We start from the raw sequence: 17,564 nt of genomic DNA, 5'->3' as shown, positions 1-17,564 counted from the left end.
CCACAGCCACCGGGCGCCCCCTGTCGCCGCGCGCGGCCGGCAGCGAGGCTGCGCCCATGCGTGAGCCCTCCCGCCGGCCCCCCGGACCCGGCCGCCGGAACATCCCAGCGCGCCTCGATGCGCTGGCGCTGACACCTGCCGGAAGAACCGCCGCGCAGGCGGCCGGTGAGCTGCTGGCGGTGCTGCTGCCCTCACCCTGCCTCGGCTGCGCCGGCCCGGAGGGTCCGCTCTGCCCGCCGTGCCGGGCCCGGCTGCGGCGCGTCACCGCTCGGCCGTTCCGTGCCGAGGGCTCAGCGGCGTCCCTCCCGGACCGGCCGGGGGAGGGCGGGGTCCTGCCGGTGCTGGCGGCCGGCCGCTACGCCGGACTGCTGGCCGTCGTCCTGCTTGGCTACAAGCAGCGCGGCCTGACGGCGCTGGGACCGGTGCTGGCCGCGGCCCTGGCAGGCGCGCTGCACCAGGCCTCGGACACGTTCGGCGGACGGGACCGGGGGCCGGATGCGGCCGGTGTGCGGGTGCCGGGGCCGCTGCTGCTGGTGCCGGTGCCGCCGTCTCCCGGTTCCTACCGCAGGCGCGGCTTCCTGCCGCTGGACCGGCTGCTGCGCGGCCTGGCCCGGCAGCGCCGCCTGCCCGCCGGCTGCCGCTATGCGCCGGTGCTGAAGATGTCCCGGGGGTCGGGCCTGCAGTCCCAGAAGCGGCTGGGCGCGGCCGCCCGCCGCCGCAACCTGCACGGCCGCATGTCGGTGCGGCCCGGAGCCGTACCGGTCGGCGGCAGCGCACTCGTCGTTGACGATGTCCTGACCACGGGGGCCACCGTGGCCGAAGCGGTCCGGGCGCTGCGGGCAGCCGGCGTCGACGTCCGCGCGGCCGTGGTGCTGGCGGCGGCAGGGGCGGCGGGCGGCCCGGAACCGGCCCCTGCGCCTACGGCGGCGGGCGGTTTCCCGGGAACGTGAATAACGGGCGAATCTCAACTAACGTGTTGGGTATGGAGGGCTTCAAGCAGAGGAGCCATCCTGCGGCAGCGGCCGCGTAGGAAACTGGCAGCGGCCGTTGTTGTGTCACCGAAACCATTGGAGGGCACCATGGAATTCATGATCAGCGGCCGCAATGTTGCCGTATCGGAGCGGTTCCGCGAGTACGCCGAAGAGAAAATCGGAAAGGTGGAGCAGCTCGGGGACAAGGTCCAGCGCGTTGATGCGCGGGTGACCAAGGATCCCAACGCCCGCGAGGCCGACAGGGCCCTCACCGTCGAGCTCACCGTCATCGGACGCGGCCCGGTGGTCCGCGCCGAAGCGCACTCTGCGGACAAGTTCGCGGCCTTCGACATTGCCTACGGCAAGCTGATGGAACGCCTCCGCCGCGCCGCCGACCGGCGGAAGGTCCACTACGGCCGGCAGACGCCGGTACCCGTGTACGCCGCCACCGCTTCCCTTGAAGCAGCGGACACCACTGCCCCGCTGTACGAGACCGCGGCCCGCGCATCCGAGGAGGCGGAGGCCGCCCAGCCGGAAGGTGACACCGAGTCGGCCGCCGGCGACTGCCCCGTCCTCATCCGCCGCAAGGTCTTCCCGGGTGCCCCCATGAGCCTTGACGACGCCGTGGACAACATGGAGCTGGTCGGCCACGACTTCTACCTCTTCGTCGATTCGGCCACCGGCGCGCCGTCGGTGGTCTACCGCCGCCGCGGCTGGACCTACGGCGTCATCACCCTTGACTCCAAGTGCGCCGAGGGCGCCGAGGAGCTGAAGGAGGAGATGCGCGGCTACCGGGAGCAGATTACCGCTCCCGCCGCCGAGGGCTGATCCGGCGCCGGCAGCGACGCCGGCACTACGATGGTCCAATGATTCCAGCCCTGAACCTCCGGCAGGCCCGCAGGATAGCCCTCGGAGCACAGGGACTGGCACGGCAGCGGCCCGCCCGCCCGGTTACCGCCGGGCGGGCGGGCCGTACCTTTGAGCAGCTTCGGCTGCTGCAGATCGACTCGATGAACGTGCTGACGCGCAGCCACTACCTGCCGCTGTTCTCCCGGCTGGGCCCGTACGACACCTCGATCCTGGACCGGATGGCCTCCCGCGGGCCGCGGCGCATGGTCGAGTACTGGGCGCATGAAGCCAGCTACGTCCGGCCCGACCTCTTCGCGGACCTGCGCGCCTGGCAGCGGCGGACCTGGCCCACCGCAGCCCGGCTCGACCCGGGACTGGTCGAGGAGGTCGCCGGCAAGATCATGGCACTGCTCGAGTCGGGCCCGCCCCTGACCTCCCGGCAGGTCAGCGCCGAACTGGGATACGGCCCGACGGCGGAGCCCGCCGGGTGGGGCTGGAACTGGAACCTCGTCAAACGCGTGCTGGAGGACCTGTTTGCCTCCGGGCAGCTGGGTGCGGCGGGCCGCACCCTCCAGTTCGAACGGCTGTACGCTCCCACCGCGGCCGTGCACCCGCTGGGCGGGGCCGCGCACGCCGAGGCCGACCCCGACGAGGCCCTGCAGCGGCTCACCGCCCACGCCGCCGAGGCGCTGGGCGTTGCCACCGCCGCGGGCCTGGCCGACTACTTCCGGCTCCCGGTCCGGGACACGGCCGGCGCCGCCGAGCGGCTCGTCCGCAGCGGGGACCTCGAGAAGGTCCGGGTGCCGGGCTGGGCGGACACGGTCTTCCTGCATCCGGGCTCGCCCCGGCCCCGCCGCGCCGTCGGGCAGGCCCTGCTCAGTCCCTTCGACTCCATGGTGTTCGAACGCAGGCGGCTCGAAGCGCTGTTCGGCTTCCGGTACCGCCTGGAGGTCTACACCCCGCCTGCAGCACGCCGTTACGGCTATTACGTGCTGCCGTTCCTGCTCGGCGAACAGTTCGCCGCCCGCGTGGACCTGAAGGCCGACCGGGCCGCCGGCGTGCTGCTGGTGCAGGCCGCCCACGCCGAGCCGGACGCCCCGGCCGGCACCGCCGTCGAGCTGGCCGGGGAACTGGCCCGGATGGCGGACTGGCTGGGCCTGGCGGGGGTTATGGTAAGACCGGCGGGAAACCTCGCCGACCCCCTCAAGCTGGCAGTTGACCGGGAATAAAACGACCTCGGGAACACCGGCGGGCCGCTGTGCGTCCCTCACGTAGACTGGGGTTCGCCAGCACGGGCAACAAGACATTGGGAGCAGATCAGGTGGCATCACTACTCGAACGAGTTCTTCGCACCGGCGACAAGAAGACACTGAAGACCCTGCGCAACTACGCCGACGCGATCAACCTGCTCGAGGACGAGTTCAAGGCAATGAGCGACGAGGAGCTGCGCGGCGAGACCGACCGCCTGCGCGCCCGGTACCAGGAGGGCGAGTCGCTCGACGACCTGCTGCCTGAAGCGTTCGCCGCCGTCCGTGAGGCCGCCTCCCGCACCCTCGGCCTGCGCCACTTCGACGTCCAGCTCATGGGCGGCGCAGCCCTGCACCTGGGCAACATCGCCGAGATGAAGACCGGTGAAGGCAAGACCCTGGTCGCCACCGCCCCCGCCTACCTGAACGCCCTGACCGGCAAGGGCGTGCACGTGGTGACCGTCAACGATTACCTGGCCGAGTACCAGTCCGACCTGATGGGGCGCGTCTACCGCTTCCTGGGCATGAGCTGCGGCTGCATCCTCTCGAACCAGGATCCGGCCGTCCGGCGCGAGCAGTACGCCGCCGACATCACCTACGGCACGAACAACGAGTTCGGCTTCGACTACCTGCGCGACAACATGGCCTGGAGCGCCAAGGAACTGGTCCAGCGCGGGCACAACTTCGCGATCGTCGACGAGGTCGACTCCATCCTGATCGACGAGGCCCGTACCCCGCTGATCATTTCCGGAGCCGCGGGCGGAGACGTCAACCGGTGGTACACCGAGTTCTCCAAGGTGGTCCAGCGCCTCGAGCGCGACCGCGACTACGAGGTCGACGAGAAGAAGCGCACCGTGGGCGTGCTGGAGCCGGGCATCGAAAAGGTCGAGGACTACCTCGGCATCAGCAACCTGTACGAGTCCTCGAACACTCCGCTGATCGGGTTCCTGAACAACGCGATCAAGGCCAAGGAACTGTTCAAGCGGGACAAGGACTACGTCGTGCTCAACGGCGAAGTCATGATCGTTGACGAACACACCGGCCGCATCCTGGCCGGCCGGCGGTACAACGAAGGCATGCACCAGGCGATCGAAGCCAAGGAAGGGGTGCAGATCAAGGCCGAGAACCAGACGCTGGCGACGGTCACGCTGCAGAACTACTTCCGGCTCTACGAGAAGCTCGCCGGCATGACCGGCACCGCCGAGACCGAGGCCGCCGAGTTCATGAGCACCTACAAGCTCGGCGTGGTGCCCATCCCGACCAACCGGCCGATGGCGCGTATCGACCAGCCGGACCTGATCTACAAGAACGAAGTCGCCAAGTTCGACGCCGTGGTCAAGGACATCGCCGAACGGCACGCGGCGGGGCAGCCGGTGCTGGTGGGTACCACCAGCGTCGAGAAGAGCGAATACCTTTCCAAGCAGCTGGCCAAGGCGGGGATCCGCCACGAGGTCCTCAACGCGAAGAACCACGCCCGTGAGGCCGCCATCGTCGCACAGGCCGGCCGTAAGGGCGCGGTCACCGTGGCCACCAACATGGCCGGCCGCGGCACCGACATCATGCTCGGCGGCAACGCCGAGTTCAATGCAGTGGCCGAGCTGGAGCGGCGCGGCCTGGACCCGGCCCAGGACCCGGAGTCCTACGAGGCGGCGTGGCCCGAGGCGCTGGAGAAGGCCCGCCAGGCGGTCGCCGCCGAGCAGCAGGAGGTCATCGAGCTGGGCGGCCTGTACGTGCTGGGCACCGAGCGCCACGAGTCCCGGCGCATCGACAACCAGCTCCGCGGCCGCTCCGGCCGCCAGGGCGATCCCGGCGAGTCCCGTTTCTACCTTTCGCTGACGGACGACCTGATGCGCCTGTTCAACTCCGGTGCGGCCGAGCGGATCATGAACAGCTCCTCCATGCCCGACGATGTGGCGCTGGAATCCAAGATGGTCTCCAAAGCCATCCAGAACGCCCAGGGCCAGGTCGAGTCCCGCAACGCAGAGCAGCGCAAGAACGTGCTGAAGTACGACGACGTCCTCAACCGCCAGCGCGAGGCGATCTACGGTGACCGCCGCCGCATCCTGGAGGGCGACGACCTGCAGGAGAAGATCGGCTTCTTCCTCGAAGACGTGATCACCTCCGTGATCGACGCCGCGACCGCCGAGGGCCACGCGGACGACTGGGACTTCGAACTGCTCTGGAAGAACCTGCGGAGCATCTACCCGGTGGGCCTGGAAGCCGACGAGATCATCGAAGAGGCCGGCGGCATCTCCAGCCTGACCCGCGAGTTCCTGAAGGAGGAGCTGCTGTCCGATGCGCGGCTGGCGTACCGGAACCGCGAGGACACTCTCGGCGCCGCGACGATGCGCGAACTCGAACGCCGGGTCGTGCTGTCCGTCATCGGGCGCAAGTGGCAGGAACACCTCTACGAGATGGACTACCTCAAGGAGGGCATCGGCCTGCGGGCGATGGCCCAGCGCGATCCGCTGGTCGAGTACCAGCGGGAGGGCTTCGTGATGTTCCAGGCCATGATGGAGGCCATCCGCGAGGAGACCATCACCACGCTGTTCAACGTCGAGGTGCAGGTGGCCGAACCGGCGCCGTCGCTGGACGGTGTCAAGGACGCCCGCGGCGTCGTCGGCGCTCCGACCATCAAGGCCGCCGGCCTGGAGGAACCCGCACGGCCCGCCAGCCTGCAGTTCACCGCCCCCGACAGCCAGGGCGGCGTGCAGACCCGCGTGGAGCGGCAGGCTCCCGCCGAAGGGACAGCCCCGGCTGCGCCCGGCCGGCGGAGCGGCAAGCCCGGGGCAGCCGGCCGGAAATCCAAGCGCCGGAAGTAGCGCTTCAGCCGATCTCCAGTTCCGTGACCTTCCAGAGGCCGCGCCGCAGCTCGATCCTCAGGGCGATGGCGCGGCCTCTGGCTTCGGTGCGGCCCGCAGGCCCTGCAGTGCCTCCGGACTGTTCGAACGCGACCACGCAGGCCTCATACTTGCCTTCAGCGACGGGGCAGACCCGGAACGATCGGATACAGACCCCGCGGCGGGCCCGGTCCCCGATTCCGGCAGCCGCGCGCCGGCGGTCCTCCGCAGCGCGGCGCCGCAGCGCCATGGAGGTGCGCAGCTGCATCCGCTCGTAGTTTTCGGGGCCGAGCCAGCGCGCCATCTGCTGGAGCGGGCGGGTGCCGGCGAGCACTTCCAGGGCAGCCTGGGCGACGCTGCGGGCGATGACGGATACGCGCTCGTCGTCGTCGGGGTCGCTCCTCCAGTTTGCCTGCCCGGGGGCGCCGTCACCGCCGGGGATCGCCGATTCCGGTGGAGGCGCCGGCGCGGGATACGGCGGCAGCAGCTGCAGGGGAGGCAGCGCCGCCGCACCCGCCGGTACGGGTTCGATGAGCGCCGGAGGCAGGGGGCGGGGAGCACCGCTGGCCTGGGCCAGCTCCTGCCTGTCTTCGGGCTGGGGAAGGGTGATGACGATGGCCATGGGATCCCTGTCCTTTTCTGGGGCGCTGCGGCTTGGGCAGCGGCCGGTCGGTTTCGGTCGAAGATGGTCTGCCGGCCCCGCGGGGTGGGGCCGGAGCGGCGAAGCAGGTCTGCAGCCCGTTTTCAGGGCCCGGGGTCCGGCGGTGGAACGGTGAGCAGCTGGCCCGGCAGCAGCAGGTCCGGGTCCGGCCCGATGACCTGCCGGTTGAGGTCGTACCAGCGGGGCCACTGGCGGGCGATTTCGACGTCGGTGGCCAGCGGCCCCAGCTGATCCGCTGCGAGGGTCCACAGGCTGTCCCCGGACCGGACCGCCACCGTGCCGATGTCGTCTGTTGCGCCGGTGCCTGACCCGGGACGGGCGAGCAGCCCCGGTGAGTCGACCGGGCGCCCCGGCTGCCACAGCAGCGTGGGTGGCTCCTGCGTGGTGCCGGTGCCCGCCTCGTCCGGACCCTGCCCGCCCCGGCGGTCGGAGGCCGCGGTTGCCGGCGCAGCGGCCGAGGAGTCCGCGGGCGCAGGCAGGGCAGCGGAAGGGGCCGCCCCGGCTAGCAGCTGCACGCCGACGACGCCGGCGGCCAGCCGGCGCAGGAAGGCCGGGCTGAACCGGGATGCTGCGTACGCACCCGTGCTCCGACCGGCGCGCATCAGAAGGGCGCCCAGGAGCCCGAGCGCGAAGCCGGCAGCCAGCCAGGCCAGCAGGCCCAGTCCCACGGCGGCGGCGGCGGTGCCTGCCAGGGCCTCCAGCGAGGCCGGAGAGCCGGTCCGCAGCGCGGCGTCGGCGGCGGGGGCAAGGAAGCGGCCGGCCAGGAAGAGCAGCGTGCCCAGGGCGGCGAGGGCTGCGGCGAGCGCCAGGTCCGCGGGGCGGATGCCCGAGGCGGGCGGGGGAGTGTGCCGTCCCATGACGCTCCTTCAGTCAGTGATCCGGTCCGGTTCGTGTACCGGACCCGGGGTGGGCCGTTCCGTATGTTGCGGTACCGTTCCGTGGATTGCGGTGTCGTGTGGTGCCGTTTGGTGTCATTTGATGTGCTTTGGTGGATGTCTACCGGGGCACGCCGGGTCCGTCTGTGGTGGTGGGGCGGGTATGTGGAAGATAGCCTTGCCCGATGCGCTGGAGTGCCTTGTTCGCGGACCTGGAATCACAGCTGGCGGCTGCCGGGCAGGCGGGCATCGAAGCGGAGGCAGCGGAGCGGACACGCAACGAATACGCTGACCTCAACCTCGTCGGGCGGCTCGGCGGCCAGCTGGGCAGGACCCTGGATGTCCGGGCCGCCGGTGTCGGCTTCTCAGGCGTCCTGCGGCACATCGGCCGCGGCTGGATCCTGCTGGAGGAGGAGGCGGGGCAGGCCCTGATCAGCCTTGCGTGCGTGGGCTGGATCGGCGGCCTGGACCGATACGCGCTGAGCGGTGGAGCCCGCCGCGCAGAGCTCGGGCTGGGCTCGGCCCTGCGGGGCCTGTCCCGGGAGCGGGCCGAGGTCGCCGTCCACCTCGACGGTGCGGCGGACGCAGGCCAGGTTCTTCGCGGCCGCCTCGAACGGGTCGGCGGTGACTTCTTCGAACTGTCAACCGCCGGAGCCGACGGCCACCGGAGTGGACTGGTGGTCCGCCTGGCCGCCGTGGCGGCGGTCCGGGCGCGCTAAGGCTCCGCCCGTTCAGGCATCGTGGCCGGCGGCTTCCCGAAGCGGAGTGCCGGAACGGCGGTATGCCTGCTCTATGAACTCCTCCAGCTTGCTCGACTCCACCCGCCACTGGCCCCGGCCGCCGATCTGGATGGCGGGCAGCTCTCCGGACCGGACGAGGGCGTAGGTCTGGGAAGACGAGATATTCAGGATCTCGCCGACGTCGGCGAGTGTGAGAAACCGCTTTTCCGCCACCATGGTGCCTTTCCCTTTGCAGCCCGGGCATGCCTCCGGCCGGGGCGCCGGGGGTCGGAGGGGCCGCGGCCGCCTGGGTCCGCTTCGCAGACCCAGTCTGGCACCCCCGGTCCGCCGCCGGGCGTTATCCACAGAAAACGATGCAGGTGTTTCTACCGTTTCCATCCCGCTGCCGGTGCCGCACAATGACCCCGTCACGGGGTCCGGCGCCCCAGGCATGTCTCGCAGGCCGCACCGCGCCCGGCGCCGGGTGCGGACCATGCAGGTAGGGAACAGGGGGAACCATGAGTGTGCAGACAGCAGCGCCCGCGGCCGGAACGTCAAGGCTGCAGAAGCCCTCGTGGAAGGACCCGAGGCTGCTGCTGGGGCTGCTGCTGGTCTGCGCGAGCGTCGCGGGGGTGACCGCCCTGGTGGCGGCCGCCGACGACACCGTGGAGGTCTATGCGGCGGGATCGGACCTGCCGGCGGGAAGCCCGGTCCGGGCACAGGACCTCCGCGCCGTCCCGGTGCGGCTGGGCGACCTCCAGCAGCACTACCTTCCCGTCACCGACGGGGTGCCGGAGGACGCGGTTGCCGGCGTGCTGCTGCGGGAAGGCGAACTGGTATCCAAGGCTTCGCTGGGGAAGGCACAGGCACTGGACCGCAAGCCGGTGGGACTGACGGTCACCGACCCCCTTCCCGCCGGCCTCGGACCGGGCTCGCGGGTGGATGTCTGGGCATCGGCGCCGGACGGGCGCAACGGTTACCTGGCGCCGGAGCAGCTGCTCGTCGCGGCGGAGGTCTTCGAGACCGAAGCGGATGCCGGCATGCTGGGCGCCGGCGGCGAGACCCGCCTCCTCGTGCTCGTCGAGGACAGCCGCATGGCCCGGCTGCTGGGGGCCATGGCGAACCAGGCCAGGCTGACCGTCGTCATGAACCCCGCAGGCAGCTGATGAGCATCCCCGTCCTCACCGCCGGCGGCGGAGCCGCCGCGCCCGTCGCCGACCTGGTGCGCCTGGACGGATCGCTGTCACTGATCCGCCACTGCGAGGAACTTCCCGAGCTGATCGCCGCCTGCCAGGCGGGCCTGGCCCGGGCCGCCGTGATCACCGACGACGGGGCCGACCTGACCGCGGCCCTTGCCGAGCGGGTGGCGGCATCCGGCGTCGCGCTCGTGGTGCTGGCCGACACCCCTGCGGCCCAGCGCCGGCTTGACGCCCTCGGGGTGCGGCACGTTCCCGCGGCTGCGGGTGCCGCTGCGCTGGCCGCCGCGGTGGCCGCCGCGGTCAGCGAGACCGTTGCCCACCCCGGGCGCTCGCTGTCCGACCCGGCAGCGGCCTTCGGCGGGCCCGGCTCGGGGCCGGAGGCACCGGCGGCGGCGGCGCCCGACGAGCCGGAGCAGCGCCCGGCCAGGACGACGGCGGTGTGGGGACCGGCGGGGGCGCCGGGCCGGACCACCGTGGCCGTGAACCTTGCTGCGGAAGCGGCCGCGGCGGGCGCGCGGGTGTTGCTGATTGACGCCGACACCTACGGCGGCAGCATCGCCGTGCATCTGGGCCTGCTGGATGAAGCGGCGGGAACCGCCCAGGGCTGCCGGCTTGCCGACCAGGGGATGCTCGACGCCGGGGCGCTGCAGCGCATCGCCGCCGAGGTGGTCCTCGGACGGACCGGGCGGTTGCTCGTGCTCACCGGAATACCGCGCGCCGACCGCTGGACCGAGGTGCGGCCGGCGGCCCTGGCCGCGCTGCTGGCCAGGGCCCGGAGCATGGTGGACGAAGTGGTCATCGACGTCGGGTTCTCCCTTGAGGCCGACGAAGAGGCCAGCTTCGACATGATGGCCCCGCGCCGCAACGGCGCGACGCTGCGGGTCCTGGAACTGGCCGACCGGATCATCGCCGTCGGCGCGGCGGACTCCGTCGGGGTGCCCCGGCTGCTGCGCGGCCTGGAGGACCTTGCCGAGGCCGTCCCCACCGCGGCGCCGCTCGTCGTCCTGAACAAGGTCCGGGCCGCCGCCGTCGGGCGCTCGCCCGAAGCACAGCTCCGCCGGACCTGGGAACGCTTCGCGCCCGGAAACATCCACGCTTTCCTGCCCTGGGATCCGGCCGCCGCCGACGCCGCGCTGCTCGCCGGGTCCACGCTGCTGGAGGCTGCCCCGGGCTCGCAGCTGCGGACTGCCGTGGCCTCGCTGGCAGGCGCCGCCGCCGGATCGCGCAGCCGGTTCCGACGGCGTTCGGCGGCAAAGTGAAGTTTTGATCACGGCGGGCTAGGCTCTGTGGGAGCGGTCCGCAACGGAGCGGGCCGGACGAAAGACAATCGCGGAGGCTGTTTACATGTCGACTGGGTCCCACACCACGGATCTCACCAGTTCGGACGCATCAGGGAACGAATTCATCGGGCATTACTACGAGCATCTTGCCCGCGAAGACGCCCAGGGCTACCCGCCCAAGGCGCTTGAGGAAAGAGCACTTCGCCACCGGCAGCTGGCCGCAGTCCGTCCCGAGGCCACCGCCTGCGTGGACATCCAGGACCAGGACGGGGCCAGCATCGTCATGATCGCCACCGACGACATGCCTTTCCTGGTGGATTCGGTCACCGCGGAACTGGTCCGGCGCAACGCCGCCATCCGGCTGGTGGTCCATCCCACCTTCCTGACCTCGCGGGACCGGGAGAGCGGACGCCTCGAAACCGTCCGGCGGGTTCCGGCGGCCACCGCCGTCTCGAGCGGGGACACCGCCGCCCTGCCCAACATTGCCGGCCTGCTCGGGGGCGTCGGCGAAACGGCGCGGATCGAGTCCTGGATCGCCGTCGAGGTGGCCCAGCTCAGCGACGACGCCCGCGCCGAACTCCTGGACGGCCTGCAGAAGGTGCTGAACGACGTCCGCGCCGCCGTGGGGGACTGGAGCGCCATGCGCGCCAAGGTCCACGAAGTCGCGGCGTCCCTGAAGACCGTCGCGGACCCCCACGGCATCGAGGACCTGCAGCAGGCGCAGGAACTGCTGGCCTGGCTCGACAACGGCAATTTCACCTTCCTCGGCTACCGCGAATACGACCTGGTCGACATTGACGGACAGGACGCCCTGCGGCCGGCGTCCGGGACCGGGCTGGGCCTGCTGCGCCGGGCGCAGTCGGAGAAGCGGGTCCAGGAACTGACCGAAGCGGGCCGGGCCAAGGCCCGCGAGCGCCGCGCCCTGGTCATCACCAAGGCGAACTCCCGGTCCACCGTCCACCGGGCCGCCTACCTCGACTACATCGGCATCAAGCGCTTCGACGCCCAGGGCAACGTCAACGGCGAGCGCCGCTTCATCGGCCTCTTCGCCACCGGCGCCTACACCGGCTCCGTCCGCAACGTGCCGATCGTGCGGGACAAGGTCCGTGCCGTCATGGCCCGCTGCGGCTTCCCGGCCGATTCCCACTCGGGCAAGGACATGCTCTCCATCCTGGAGACCTATCCGCGCGACGAGCTGTTCCAGATCGACGTCGACACGCTGCTGGAAACGGCCCGCGGCATCCTGCGCCTGCAGGAACGCCGCCGCACCCGGCTGTTCCTGCGCCCCGACGTCTACGGACGGTTCATGTCCGCCCTGGTGTTCCTGCCGCGGGACCGCTACAACACCGGAGTCCGGCTGCGCATCCAGGACGAGCTGAAGTCCACCTTCAACGCCGAGGCGATCGAATTCGAGGCGCGGCTGACCGAATCCGCGCTCGCCCGGCTGTTCTTCCGGATCCGGCTGCCCCGCGGCTCCGAGGTTCCCCAGATCGACGCCGCGGCGCTGGAGCGCCGCCTGGTGGTCGCCGCCCGCTCGTGGGCAGAGGGCATCGAGGAGGTGCTGGCGGCCCACCACGAACCCCAGGAGGCCGCACGGCTCGCCGCCCAGTGGGCCGAAGCCTTCCCGATGAGCTACCGGGTGGCGTACACGGTCGAGGACGCGCTGGAGGACCTGGGCCGGCTGGAGGCCCGCGCGGCCGGCGACGGGCCGGAACTGTCCGTCTACGTGCCCGAACCCGGTGAGGACGGCGCCCCCGGCGCCGATGCCCGCGTCAAGCTGTATCTGCTGGAGCCGCGGTCGCTGACCAGGATCCTGCCGTTCCTGGAGCACATGGGACTGGAGGTGCTGGACGAGCGGCCCTTCGAGATCGAGCGGGCGGACGGAACCCGTTTCTTCCTCTCCGATCTGGGCCTGGCCTATCCGGCAGGGATCGATCCGCGGGCCACCGGCAGCCTGCTGGCCGAGGCCTTCGCGGCCGGGCTGCAGGGCCGCAGCGAGTCGGACTCGTTTGACCGGCTCATCCTGCGGGTGGGCATGCCGTGGCGGCAGGTGGTGATCCTGCGCAGCTACGCCAAGTACATGCGCCAGATGGGCGCCACCAACTCCTACGGCTTCACCGCAGACACGCTGCTGGCCAATCCGGACGTCGCCCGCGGCCTGGTGGTCCTGTTCGATGCGCATTTCAATCCCGACCTGGCCGAGGCCGACCGCCCCGAACATCTGGAGCGGGTCCGCAGCGGGCTGGACGCCGCCCTCGAGCAGGTTCCCACCCTCGACGCCGACCGGGTGCTGCGCACGTTCCGGAACCTGATCGAGGCGACCCTGCGCACCAACTTCTACCAGGACCGCGACTACGTCTCCTTCAAGCTCAACACCACCGCGATCGACGCCGCGCCCTTCCCCCGGCCCAAGTACGAGATCTGGGTCTACTCCCCGCGGGTCGAAGGCGTGCACCTGCGGTTCGGCGAAGTCGCCCGCGGCGGCCTGCGCTGGTCGGACCGCAGGGAGGACTTCCGCACCGAGATCCTGGGCCTGGTGAAGGCCCAGACAGTGAAGAACGCCGTGATCGTTCCGACCGGCGCCAAGGGCGGTTTCTACGCCAAGGCGCTGCCGGACCCGGCAGAGGACCGTGCCGCCTGGATGGAGGAGGGCAAGGCCAGCTACCGCACCTTCATCCGCGGCCTGCTCGACATCACCGACAACCTGGTCGTGACGGACGACGGCGGCGAGGCGGTGGTGGTCCCGGACCGCGTGGTCCGGCGCGACGGCGACGACAGCTACCTGGTCGTCGCCGCGGACAAGGGCACGGCGTCGTTCTCCGATATCGCCAACGGGCTGGCGGCCGAATACGGCTTCTGGCTCGGTGACGCGTTCGCCTCCGGCGGCTCGGTCGGCTACGACCACAAGGCCATGGGCATCACCGCCCGCGGCGCCTGGGAATCGGTGAAGAAGCACTTCAGCGAGCTCGGCGTCGACACCCAGACCGAGGACTTCACCGTCGTCGGCGTGGGCGACATGAGCGGCGACGTGTTCGGCAACGGCATGCTGCTCTCCGAACACATCCGCCTGCTCGCGGCGTTCGACCACCGGCACATCTTCCTGGACCCGGACCCCGACGCCGCCGCCTCGTACGCTGAGCGGCGCCGGCTGTTCGAGCTGCCCCGTTCATCCTGGGCCGACTACGACTCGTCCCTGATCAGCGAGGGCGGAGGCGTGTACCCGCGCACCGCCAAGAGCATCCCGGTCTCCCCGCAGGTGCGCCGCGCCCTGGGCCTGCCCGAGGGCACCACCCGGCTCAGCCCGCCGGAAATGCTCCGGGCGATCCTGACCGCCGACGCCGACCTGCTCTACAACGGCGGCATCGGCACCTACGTCAAGGCCTCCACCGAGTCCCACGCCGACGTCGGGGACAAGGCCAACGACGCGATCCGCGTGGACGGACGGGACCTGCGGGTCAAGGTCGTCGGTGAGGGCGGAAACCTGGGCATGACCCAGCGCGGGCGCATTGAAGCCGCCCAGGCCGGAGTCATCCTGAACACCGACGCCATCGACAACTCCGCCGGCGTGGACTGCTCCGACCATGAGGTCAACATCAAGATCTTCGTGGACCGCATGGTCGCCGCCGGACGGCTCGATCCCACCGAACGCGCCGGGTTCCTGCACTCGATGACCGACGAAGTGGCCCGCCTGGTCCTGCAGGACAACATCGACCAGAACATGCTGCTGCTCAACGACCGCCAGCGCGTGGTGGAGTGGGCGCCCAGCCTGGGCCGGCTGATGGCCTGGCTCGAGGAGAAGGCGGACCTCGACCGCAGCCTCGAGGCGCTGCCCACCGACGAGGAGCTGCAGGAGCGGCTCTCACGCGGCCAGGGCCTGACCTCCCCGGAGCTGGCCGTGCTGGCGGCCTACGCCAAGATCGAGCTGACCCGGGCCCTGACCGCCTCGGACCTCGCCGACGATCCGTGGTTCACGTCCGCGCTGCGCCGGTACTTCCCGCGTCAGCTGGTGGAACGCTTCGGAGACCAGCTCGATACCCATCCGCTGCGCCGGGAAATCATCGCCACCATGGTGGCCAACGACATGATCAACATCGGCGGCATCACCTTCGCCTTCCGGGTCATGGAGGAGACCTCCGCCGAGGAATCGGTGATCGCCCGGGCCTTCGTGGCGCTGCGGGAGATCTACGAACTCGACGAAGTGCTCGATGCTCTGGCTGCCCTTCCGCCGGGTTTCCCCACCGAAACCTGGTCCCGCATCCACCTGGACATGCGCCGGCTGCTGGACCGTTCGGTCCGCTGGTTCGTGAACCACGTCAGCCGGGGCACCTCGATCACCGAGGACATCCAGGCCTTCAAGCCGCTCATCGATCCGCTGCGCGCCAACCTGGCGGACTACCTGCACGGGCACGACCTGGAGCGGGTGCAGCAGGCCCGCAAGCAGGCCGGGGAATGGAATCTGCCCGAGGGACTGGCCCGGTACTGGGCGGAGCAGTTCGAGAGCTTCAGCCTGCTGGACATCGCCCTCGCCAGCCGCCAGGTCGATGCGCCGGTGGGTGAGCTTGCCGCCCTCTACTACGCCGTGTACGACCGCTACGGCGTCGACGACCTGCTGGAGCGCATCACCAAGCTGCCCCGGGGCGACCGCTGGCAGGCCCTGGCCCGGGCGGCGCTGCGCGACGACCTGTACTCCACCGTCGCGGATATCACCGTGGCGGCGCTTGAGGCCAGCCGGGACGGCGGATCCACCGACCCGGGCGAGCGGCTCGCGGCGTGGGAGGAGCGCAACGCGGACCGGCTGCAGCGGGCCATCCGGATGTTCGATGAGGTCAACAGCCTCGAACGCGACGACATGGCCTCCCTGTCGGTGGCCCTGCGCCTGCTGCGCTCGATCGTGCGGCGGTAGCCGGTGGCGATCTTTACTGATCCGATCAAGGACCACGCGGACTTCGGTCCCGGAGACGCCGAGTGGCTGCACCTCCTGGTCGGGGACTGGCAGCTGGTCGCGGACCTGGCGTTCGCGGACCTGGCCCTGTGGTTCCCGCTGCCGGACGGCAGCTACGTGGCGCTGGCCCATGCCCGGCCGTCCACCTCGCACACGGTGTTCCACAGTGACTTCGTGGGCGAGCGGATCCGGTCGGACCTGCAGCCGCTGGTGGACAGGGCCTGGCGCAGCCAGACCATCGAGCGCTCCAGCGAGACCAGCTGGACCGCCGACACGGCCATGCGGGTGGAGGCGGTGCCGTTCGTCCGGAACGGGCGGACGCTCGCCGTCGTCACCTCCCACATGGACCTGTCCAGTTCGCGCATGCCGTCCCGGCTGGAGCTGACCTACCGGCAGTGTGCCTACGACCTGCTGCGGATGGGCACCCTTGGGCTGTGGCCGGACTTCGCCACCCCCACCGGCTCGCGCCGCGGCGCGCCGCGGGTGGGGGACGGGCTCATCCGGCTCGACGTCGACGGCGTGGTCCAGTACGCCAGTCCCAACGGCGTCTCGGCCTTCCGCCGGCTCGGTGAGGTCGAATCGCTGGAGGGCCGGCCGCTCGCCGAAATCACCACGGCCCTGCTCAAGGACCGCCGCATGGTGGACGAGACGCTGCCCCTGGTGGTGACCGGCCGGATGCCCTGGCGCACCGAGATCGAGTCCCGCGGCGTGAGCCTGTCCCTGCGGGCCATCCCGCTGCGCAACGAGAAGGAGCGGTTCGGTGCGCTGGTGCTGTGCCGGGATGTCTCCGAGCTGCGTCGGCGGGAGATGGAGCTGGTGTCCAAGGATGCCACGATCCGGGAGATCCACCACCGGGTGAAGAACAACCTGCAGACGGTGGCGGCGCTGCTTCGCATGCAGTCGCGGCGGATGGAGAGCGAGGAGGGCCGGCAGGGCCTGGCCCAGGCCATGCGGCGGGTCTCGACCATCGCCCTGGTCCACGAAACCCTCTCGCAGGGGCTGACCCAGAACGTGGATTTCGATGAACTCATCGATCGGCAGTTCCGGCTGGCGGCCGAAGTGGCTTCGCCGGGCCAGGAAGTGCGGACCGAGCGCGAAGGCAGCTTCGGCAACCTGCCCAGCGAACTGGCGACTCCGCTGGCGCTGGTCATCAACGAACTGGTGACCAATGCCGTCGAACACGGGCTTGCCGGACGGCGGAACGGGACGGTGCGGCTGAGCGCGCACCGTGACCAGGCCGGCAGCGGACGGGACCGGCTTACCGTCGCCATCTCGGATGACGGGGCGGGGCTGCCGCCGGAGCCGCGGCGCGAGGGCCTGGGCCTGCAGATCGTCCGGACCCTGGTGCAGAGCGAGCTGGACGGCACCATCGAGTGGCTCGGCCGGCGCGGCGGAGGCACCGAAGTCCGGATTGAAATGCTCATCGATCCCACCGGCCCGCGGCACTGATCCGCGCAAATGCCAACGGCACGGACCGCTGCGCGCAGCGGTCCGTGCCGTTGATGCTTTATCGGGCCGGGGCCCGCAGGTCTGTGGTGCGTATCAGGACGCGCGCCGGGCGCGGGCTGCGCGACGCTTCAGCGCGCGGCGCTCATCTTCGCTCATGCCGCCCCAGACACCGGCGTCCTGTCCGGTTTCAATCGCCCACTGCAGGCAGGTGTCGATCACGGGGCAACGGCGGCAGACGCTCTTGGCTTCCTCAATCTGAAGAAGGGCCGGACCGGTGTTGCCCACGGGGAAGAACAGCTCGGGATCCTTGTCCAGGCATGCTGCACGGCTCCGCCAATCCATGGGTATCACTTTCTCCTCTGAAAAGTTGGCTCCTAGTGTTTGTGAAAACATTCACGAGCAACTGCAAATTAAAGGGGCCGGTTGCGGCCCCTTCCCCTCTTCAAGACTGTCACGTAACAAGAACGCAAACAAGAGGTAATGAGGCGTTAATCAGCCCCTGGGCATGAGGGATGCATCACAGCGGTCAACT

13 protein-coding genes are annotated in these 17,564 nt (G+C 70.7%); 9 read left to right on the top strand and 4 right to left on the bottom strand.

Going from position 1 to position 17,564, the window contains the following annotated elements; translation table 11 throughout:
* The first annotated feature begins 56 nt into the window (after positions 1 to 56).
* From AC5RV6_RS00940 to secA, 4 genes are all read left to right on the top strand, one after another.
* On the top strand, positions 57 to 950 hold the full coding sequence (locus tag AC5RV6_RS00940; RefSeq protein WP_494005413.1) for a ComF family protein: 894 nt from the start codon (positions 57 to 59) through the stop codon (positions 948 to 950).
* Positions 951 to 1,079: 129 nt separating this feature from the next.
* Complete coding sequence (gene hpf, locus AC5RV6_RS00935; protein ID WP_494005412.1) at positions 1,080 to 1,799, top strand: ribosome hibernation-promoting factor, HPF/YfiA family; 720 nt, start codon at positions 1,080 to 1,082, stop codon at positions 1,797 to 1,799.
* 38 nt (positions 1,800 to 1,837) lie between these two features.
* The gene (locus AC5RV6_RS00930; RefSeq protein ID WP_494005411.1) at positions 1,838 to 3,049 is read left to right on the top strand and encodes a winged helix-turn-helix domain-containing protein; all 1,212 of its coding nucleotides are present in this window, start codon (positions 1,838 to 1,840) and stop codon (positions 3,047 to 3,049) included.
* 92 nt (positions 3,050 to 3,141) lie between these two features.
* Positions 3,142 to 5,889, top strand: a complete 2,748-nt coding sequence (gene secA / locus AC5RV6_RS00925) for a preprotein translocase subunit SecA (RefSeq protein WP_494005410.1) — start codon at positions 3,142 to 3,144, stop codon at positions 5,887 to 5,889.
* 4 nt (positions 5,890 to 5,893) lie between these two features.
* Here secA and AC5RV6_RS00920 read toward each other — a convergent pair whose 3' ends face one another.
* On the bottom strand, positions 5,894 to 6,529 hold the full coding sequence (locus AC5RV6_RS00920) for an Rv3235 family protein (protein WP_494005409.1): 636 nt from the start codon (positions 6,527 to 6,529) through the stop codon (positions 5,894 to 5,896).
* Between the two features lie 122 nt (positions 6,530 to 6,651).
* A complete protein-coding gene (locus tag AC5RV6_RS00915) occupies positions 6,652 to 7,425 on the bottom strand; it encodes a LysM peptidoglycan-binding domain-containing protein (protein WP_494005408.1) in 774 nt (257 codons plus the stop codon).
* Positions 7,426 to 7,628: 203 nt separating this feature from the next.
* On the opposite strand from AC5RV6_RS00915, the gene AC5RV6_RS00910 reads away from it, so the two are divergent.
* Entirely contained in the window at positions 7,629 to 8,162 is a 534-nt protein-coding gene (locus AC5RV6_RS00910; protein ID WP_494005407.1) for a hypothetical protein, read from the top strand.
* A gap of 12 nt (positions 8,163 to 8,174) precedes the next feature.
* Here the strand turns inward: AC5RV6_RS00910 and AC5RV6_RS00905 are convergent, their stop codons facing one another.
* Complete coding sequence (locus AC5RV6_RS00905; RefSeq protein ID WP_494005406.1) at positions 8,175 to 8,399, bottom strand: helix-turn-helix domain-containing protein; 225 nt, start codon at positions 8,397 to 8,399, stop codon at positions 8,175 to 8,177.
* Between the two features lie 281 nt (positions 8,400 to 8,680).
* Between AC5RV6_RS00905 and AC5RV6_RS00900 the strand changes: the two genes are divergently transcribed.
* The 4 genes from AC5RV6_RS00900 (at position 8,681) to AC5RV6_RS00885 (ending at position 17,032) form a co-directional block, all read left to right on the top strand.
* A complete protein-coding gene (locus AC5RV6_RS00900; protein WP_494005405.1) occupies positions 8,681 to 9,328 on the top strand; it encodes a CpaB family protein in 648 nt (215 codons plus the stop codon).
* Positions 9,328 to 10,620, top strand: a complete 1,293-nt coding sequence (locus AC5RV6_RS00895; RefSeq protein ID WP_494005404.1) for a nucleotide-binding protein — start codon at positions 9,328 to 9,330, stop codon at positions 10,618 to 10,620. Before AC5RV6_RS00900 ends, AC5RV6_RS00895 begins: the two co-directional genes overlap by 1 nt.
* An 85-nt stretch (positions 10,621 to 10,705) precedes the next feature.
* Positions 10,706 to 15,544 (top strand): NAD-glutamate dehydrogenase, encoded by a 4,839-nt coding sequence (locus AC5RV6_RS00890; RefSeq protein ID WP_494005403.1) that lies wholly within the window; start codon positions 10,706 to 10,708, stop codon positions 15,542 to 15,544.
* Between the two features lie 3 nt (positions 15,545 to 15,547).
* On the top strand, positions 15,548 to 17,032 hold the full coding sequence (locus AC5RV6_RS00885; RefSeq protein ID WP_494005402.1) for a sensor histidine kinase: 1,485 nt from the start codon (positions 15,548 to 15,550) through the stop codon (positions 17,030 to 17,032).
* 93 nt (positions 17,033 to 17,125) lie between these two features.
* On the opposite strand, the gene AC5RV6_RS00880 is transcribed toward AC5RV6_RS00885, so the two are convergent.
* On the bottom strand, positions 17,126 to 17,374 hold the full coding sequence (locus AC5RV6_RS00880; protein ID WP_055239553.1) for a WhiB family transcriptional regulator: 249 nt from the start codon (positions 17,372 to 17,374) through the stop codon (positions 17,126 to 17,128).
* Between the last annotated feature and the right edge of the window lie 190 nt (positions 17,375 to 17,564).

The organism is Arthrobacter saudimassiliensis (assembly GCF_059090665.1).
The sequence above is the reverse complement of the archived record's forward strand: the minus strand, read 5'-3'. Positions and strand labels throughout refer to the sequence as shown.

Excerpts from the sequence above, each read along its gene's own strand:
- AC5RV6_RS00940 (WP_494005413.1), top strand. The coding sequence starts at position 57 with ATGCGTGAGCCCTCCCGCCGGCCCCCCGGACCCGGCCGCCGGAACATC.
- hpf (WP_494005412.1), top strand. The coding sequence starts at position 1,080 with ATGGAATTCATGATCAGCGGCCGCAATGTTGCCGTATCGGAGCGGTTC.
- AC5RV6_RS00930 (WP_494005411.1), top strand. The coding sequence starts at position 1,838 with ATGATTCCAGCCCTGAACCTCCGGCAGGCCCGCAGGATAGCCCTCGGA.
- AC5RV6_RS00895 (WP_494005404.1), top strand. The coding sequence starts at position 9,328 with ATGAGCATCCCCGTCCTCACCGCCGGCGGCGGAGCCGCCGCGCCCGTC.
- AC5RV6_RS00890 (WP_494005403.1), top strand. The coding sequence starts at position 10,706 with ATGTCGACTGGGTCCCACACCACGGATCTCACCAGTTCGGACGCATCA.
- AC5RV6_RS00900 (WP_494005405.1), top strand. The coding sequence starts at position 8,681 with ATGAGTGTGCAGACAGCAGCGCCCGCGGCCGGAACGTCAAGGCTGCAG.
- AC5RV6_RS00915 (WP_494005408.1), bottom strand. The coding sequence starts at position 7,425 with ATGGGACGGCACACTCCCCCGCCCGCCTCGGGCATCCGCCCCGCGGAC.
- AC5RV6_RS00905 (WP_494005406.1), bottom strand. The coding sequence starts at position 8,399 with ATGGTGGCGGAAAAGCGGTTTCTCACACTCGCCGACGTCGGCGAGATC.
- AC5RV6_RS00910 (WP_494005407.1), top strand. The coding sequence starts at position 7,629 with ATGCGCTGGAGTGCCTTGTTCGCGGACCTGGAATCACAGCTGGCGGCT.
- AC5RV6_RS00880 (WP_055239553.1), bottom strand. The coding sequence starts at position 17,374 with ATGGATTGGCGGAGCCGTGCAGCATGCCTGGACAAGGATCCCGAGCTG.
- AC5RV6_RS00920 (WP_494005409.1), bottom strand. The coding sequence starts at position 6,529 with ATGGCCATCGTCATCACCCTTCCCCAGCCCGAAGACAGGCAGGAGCTG.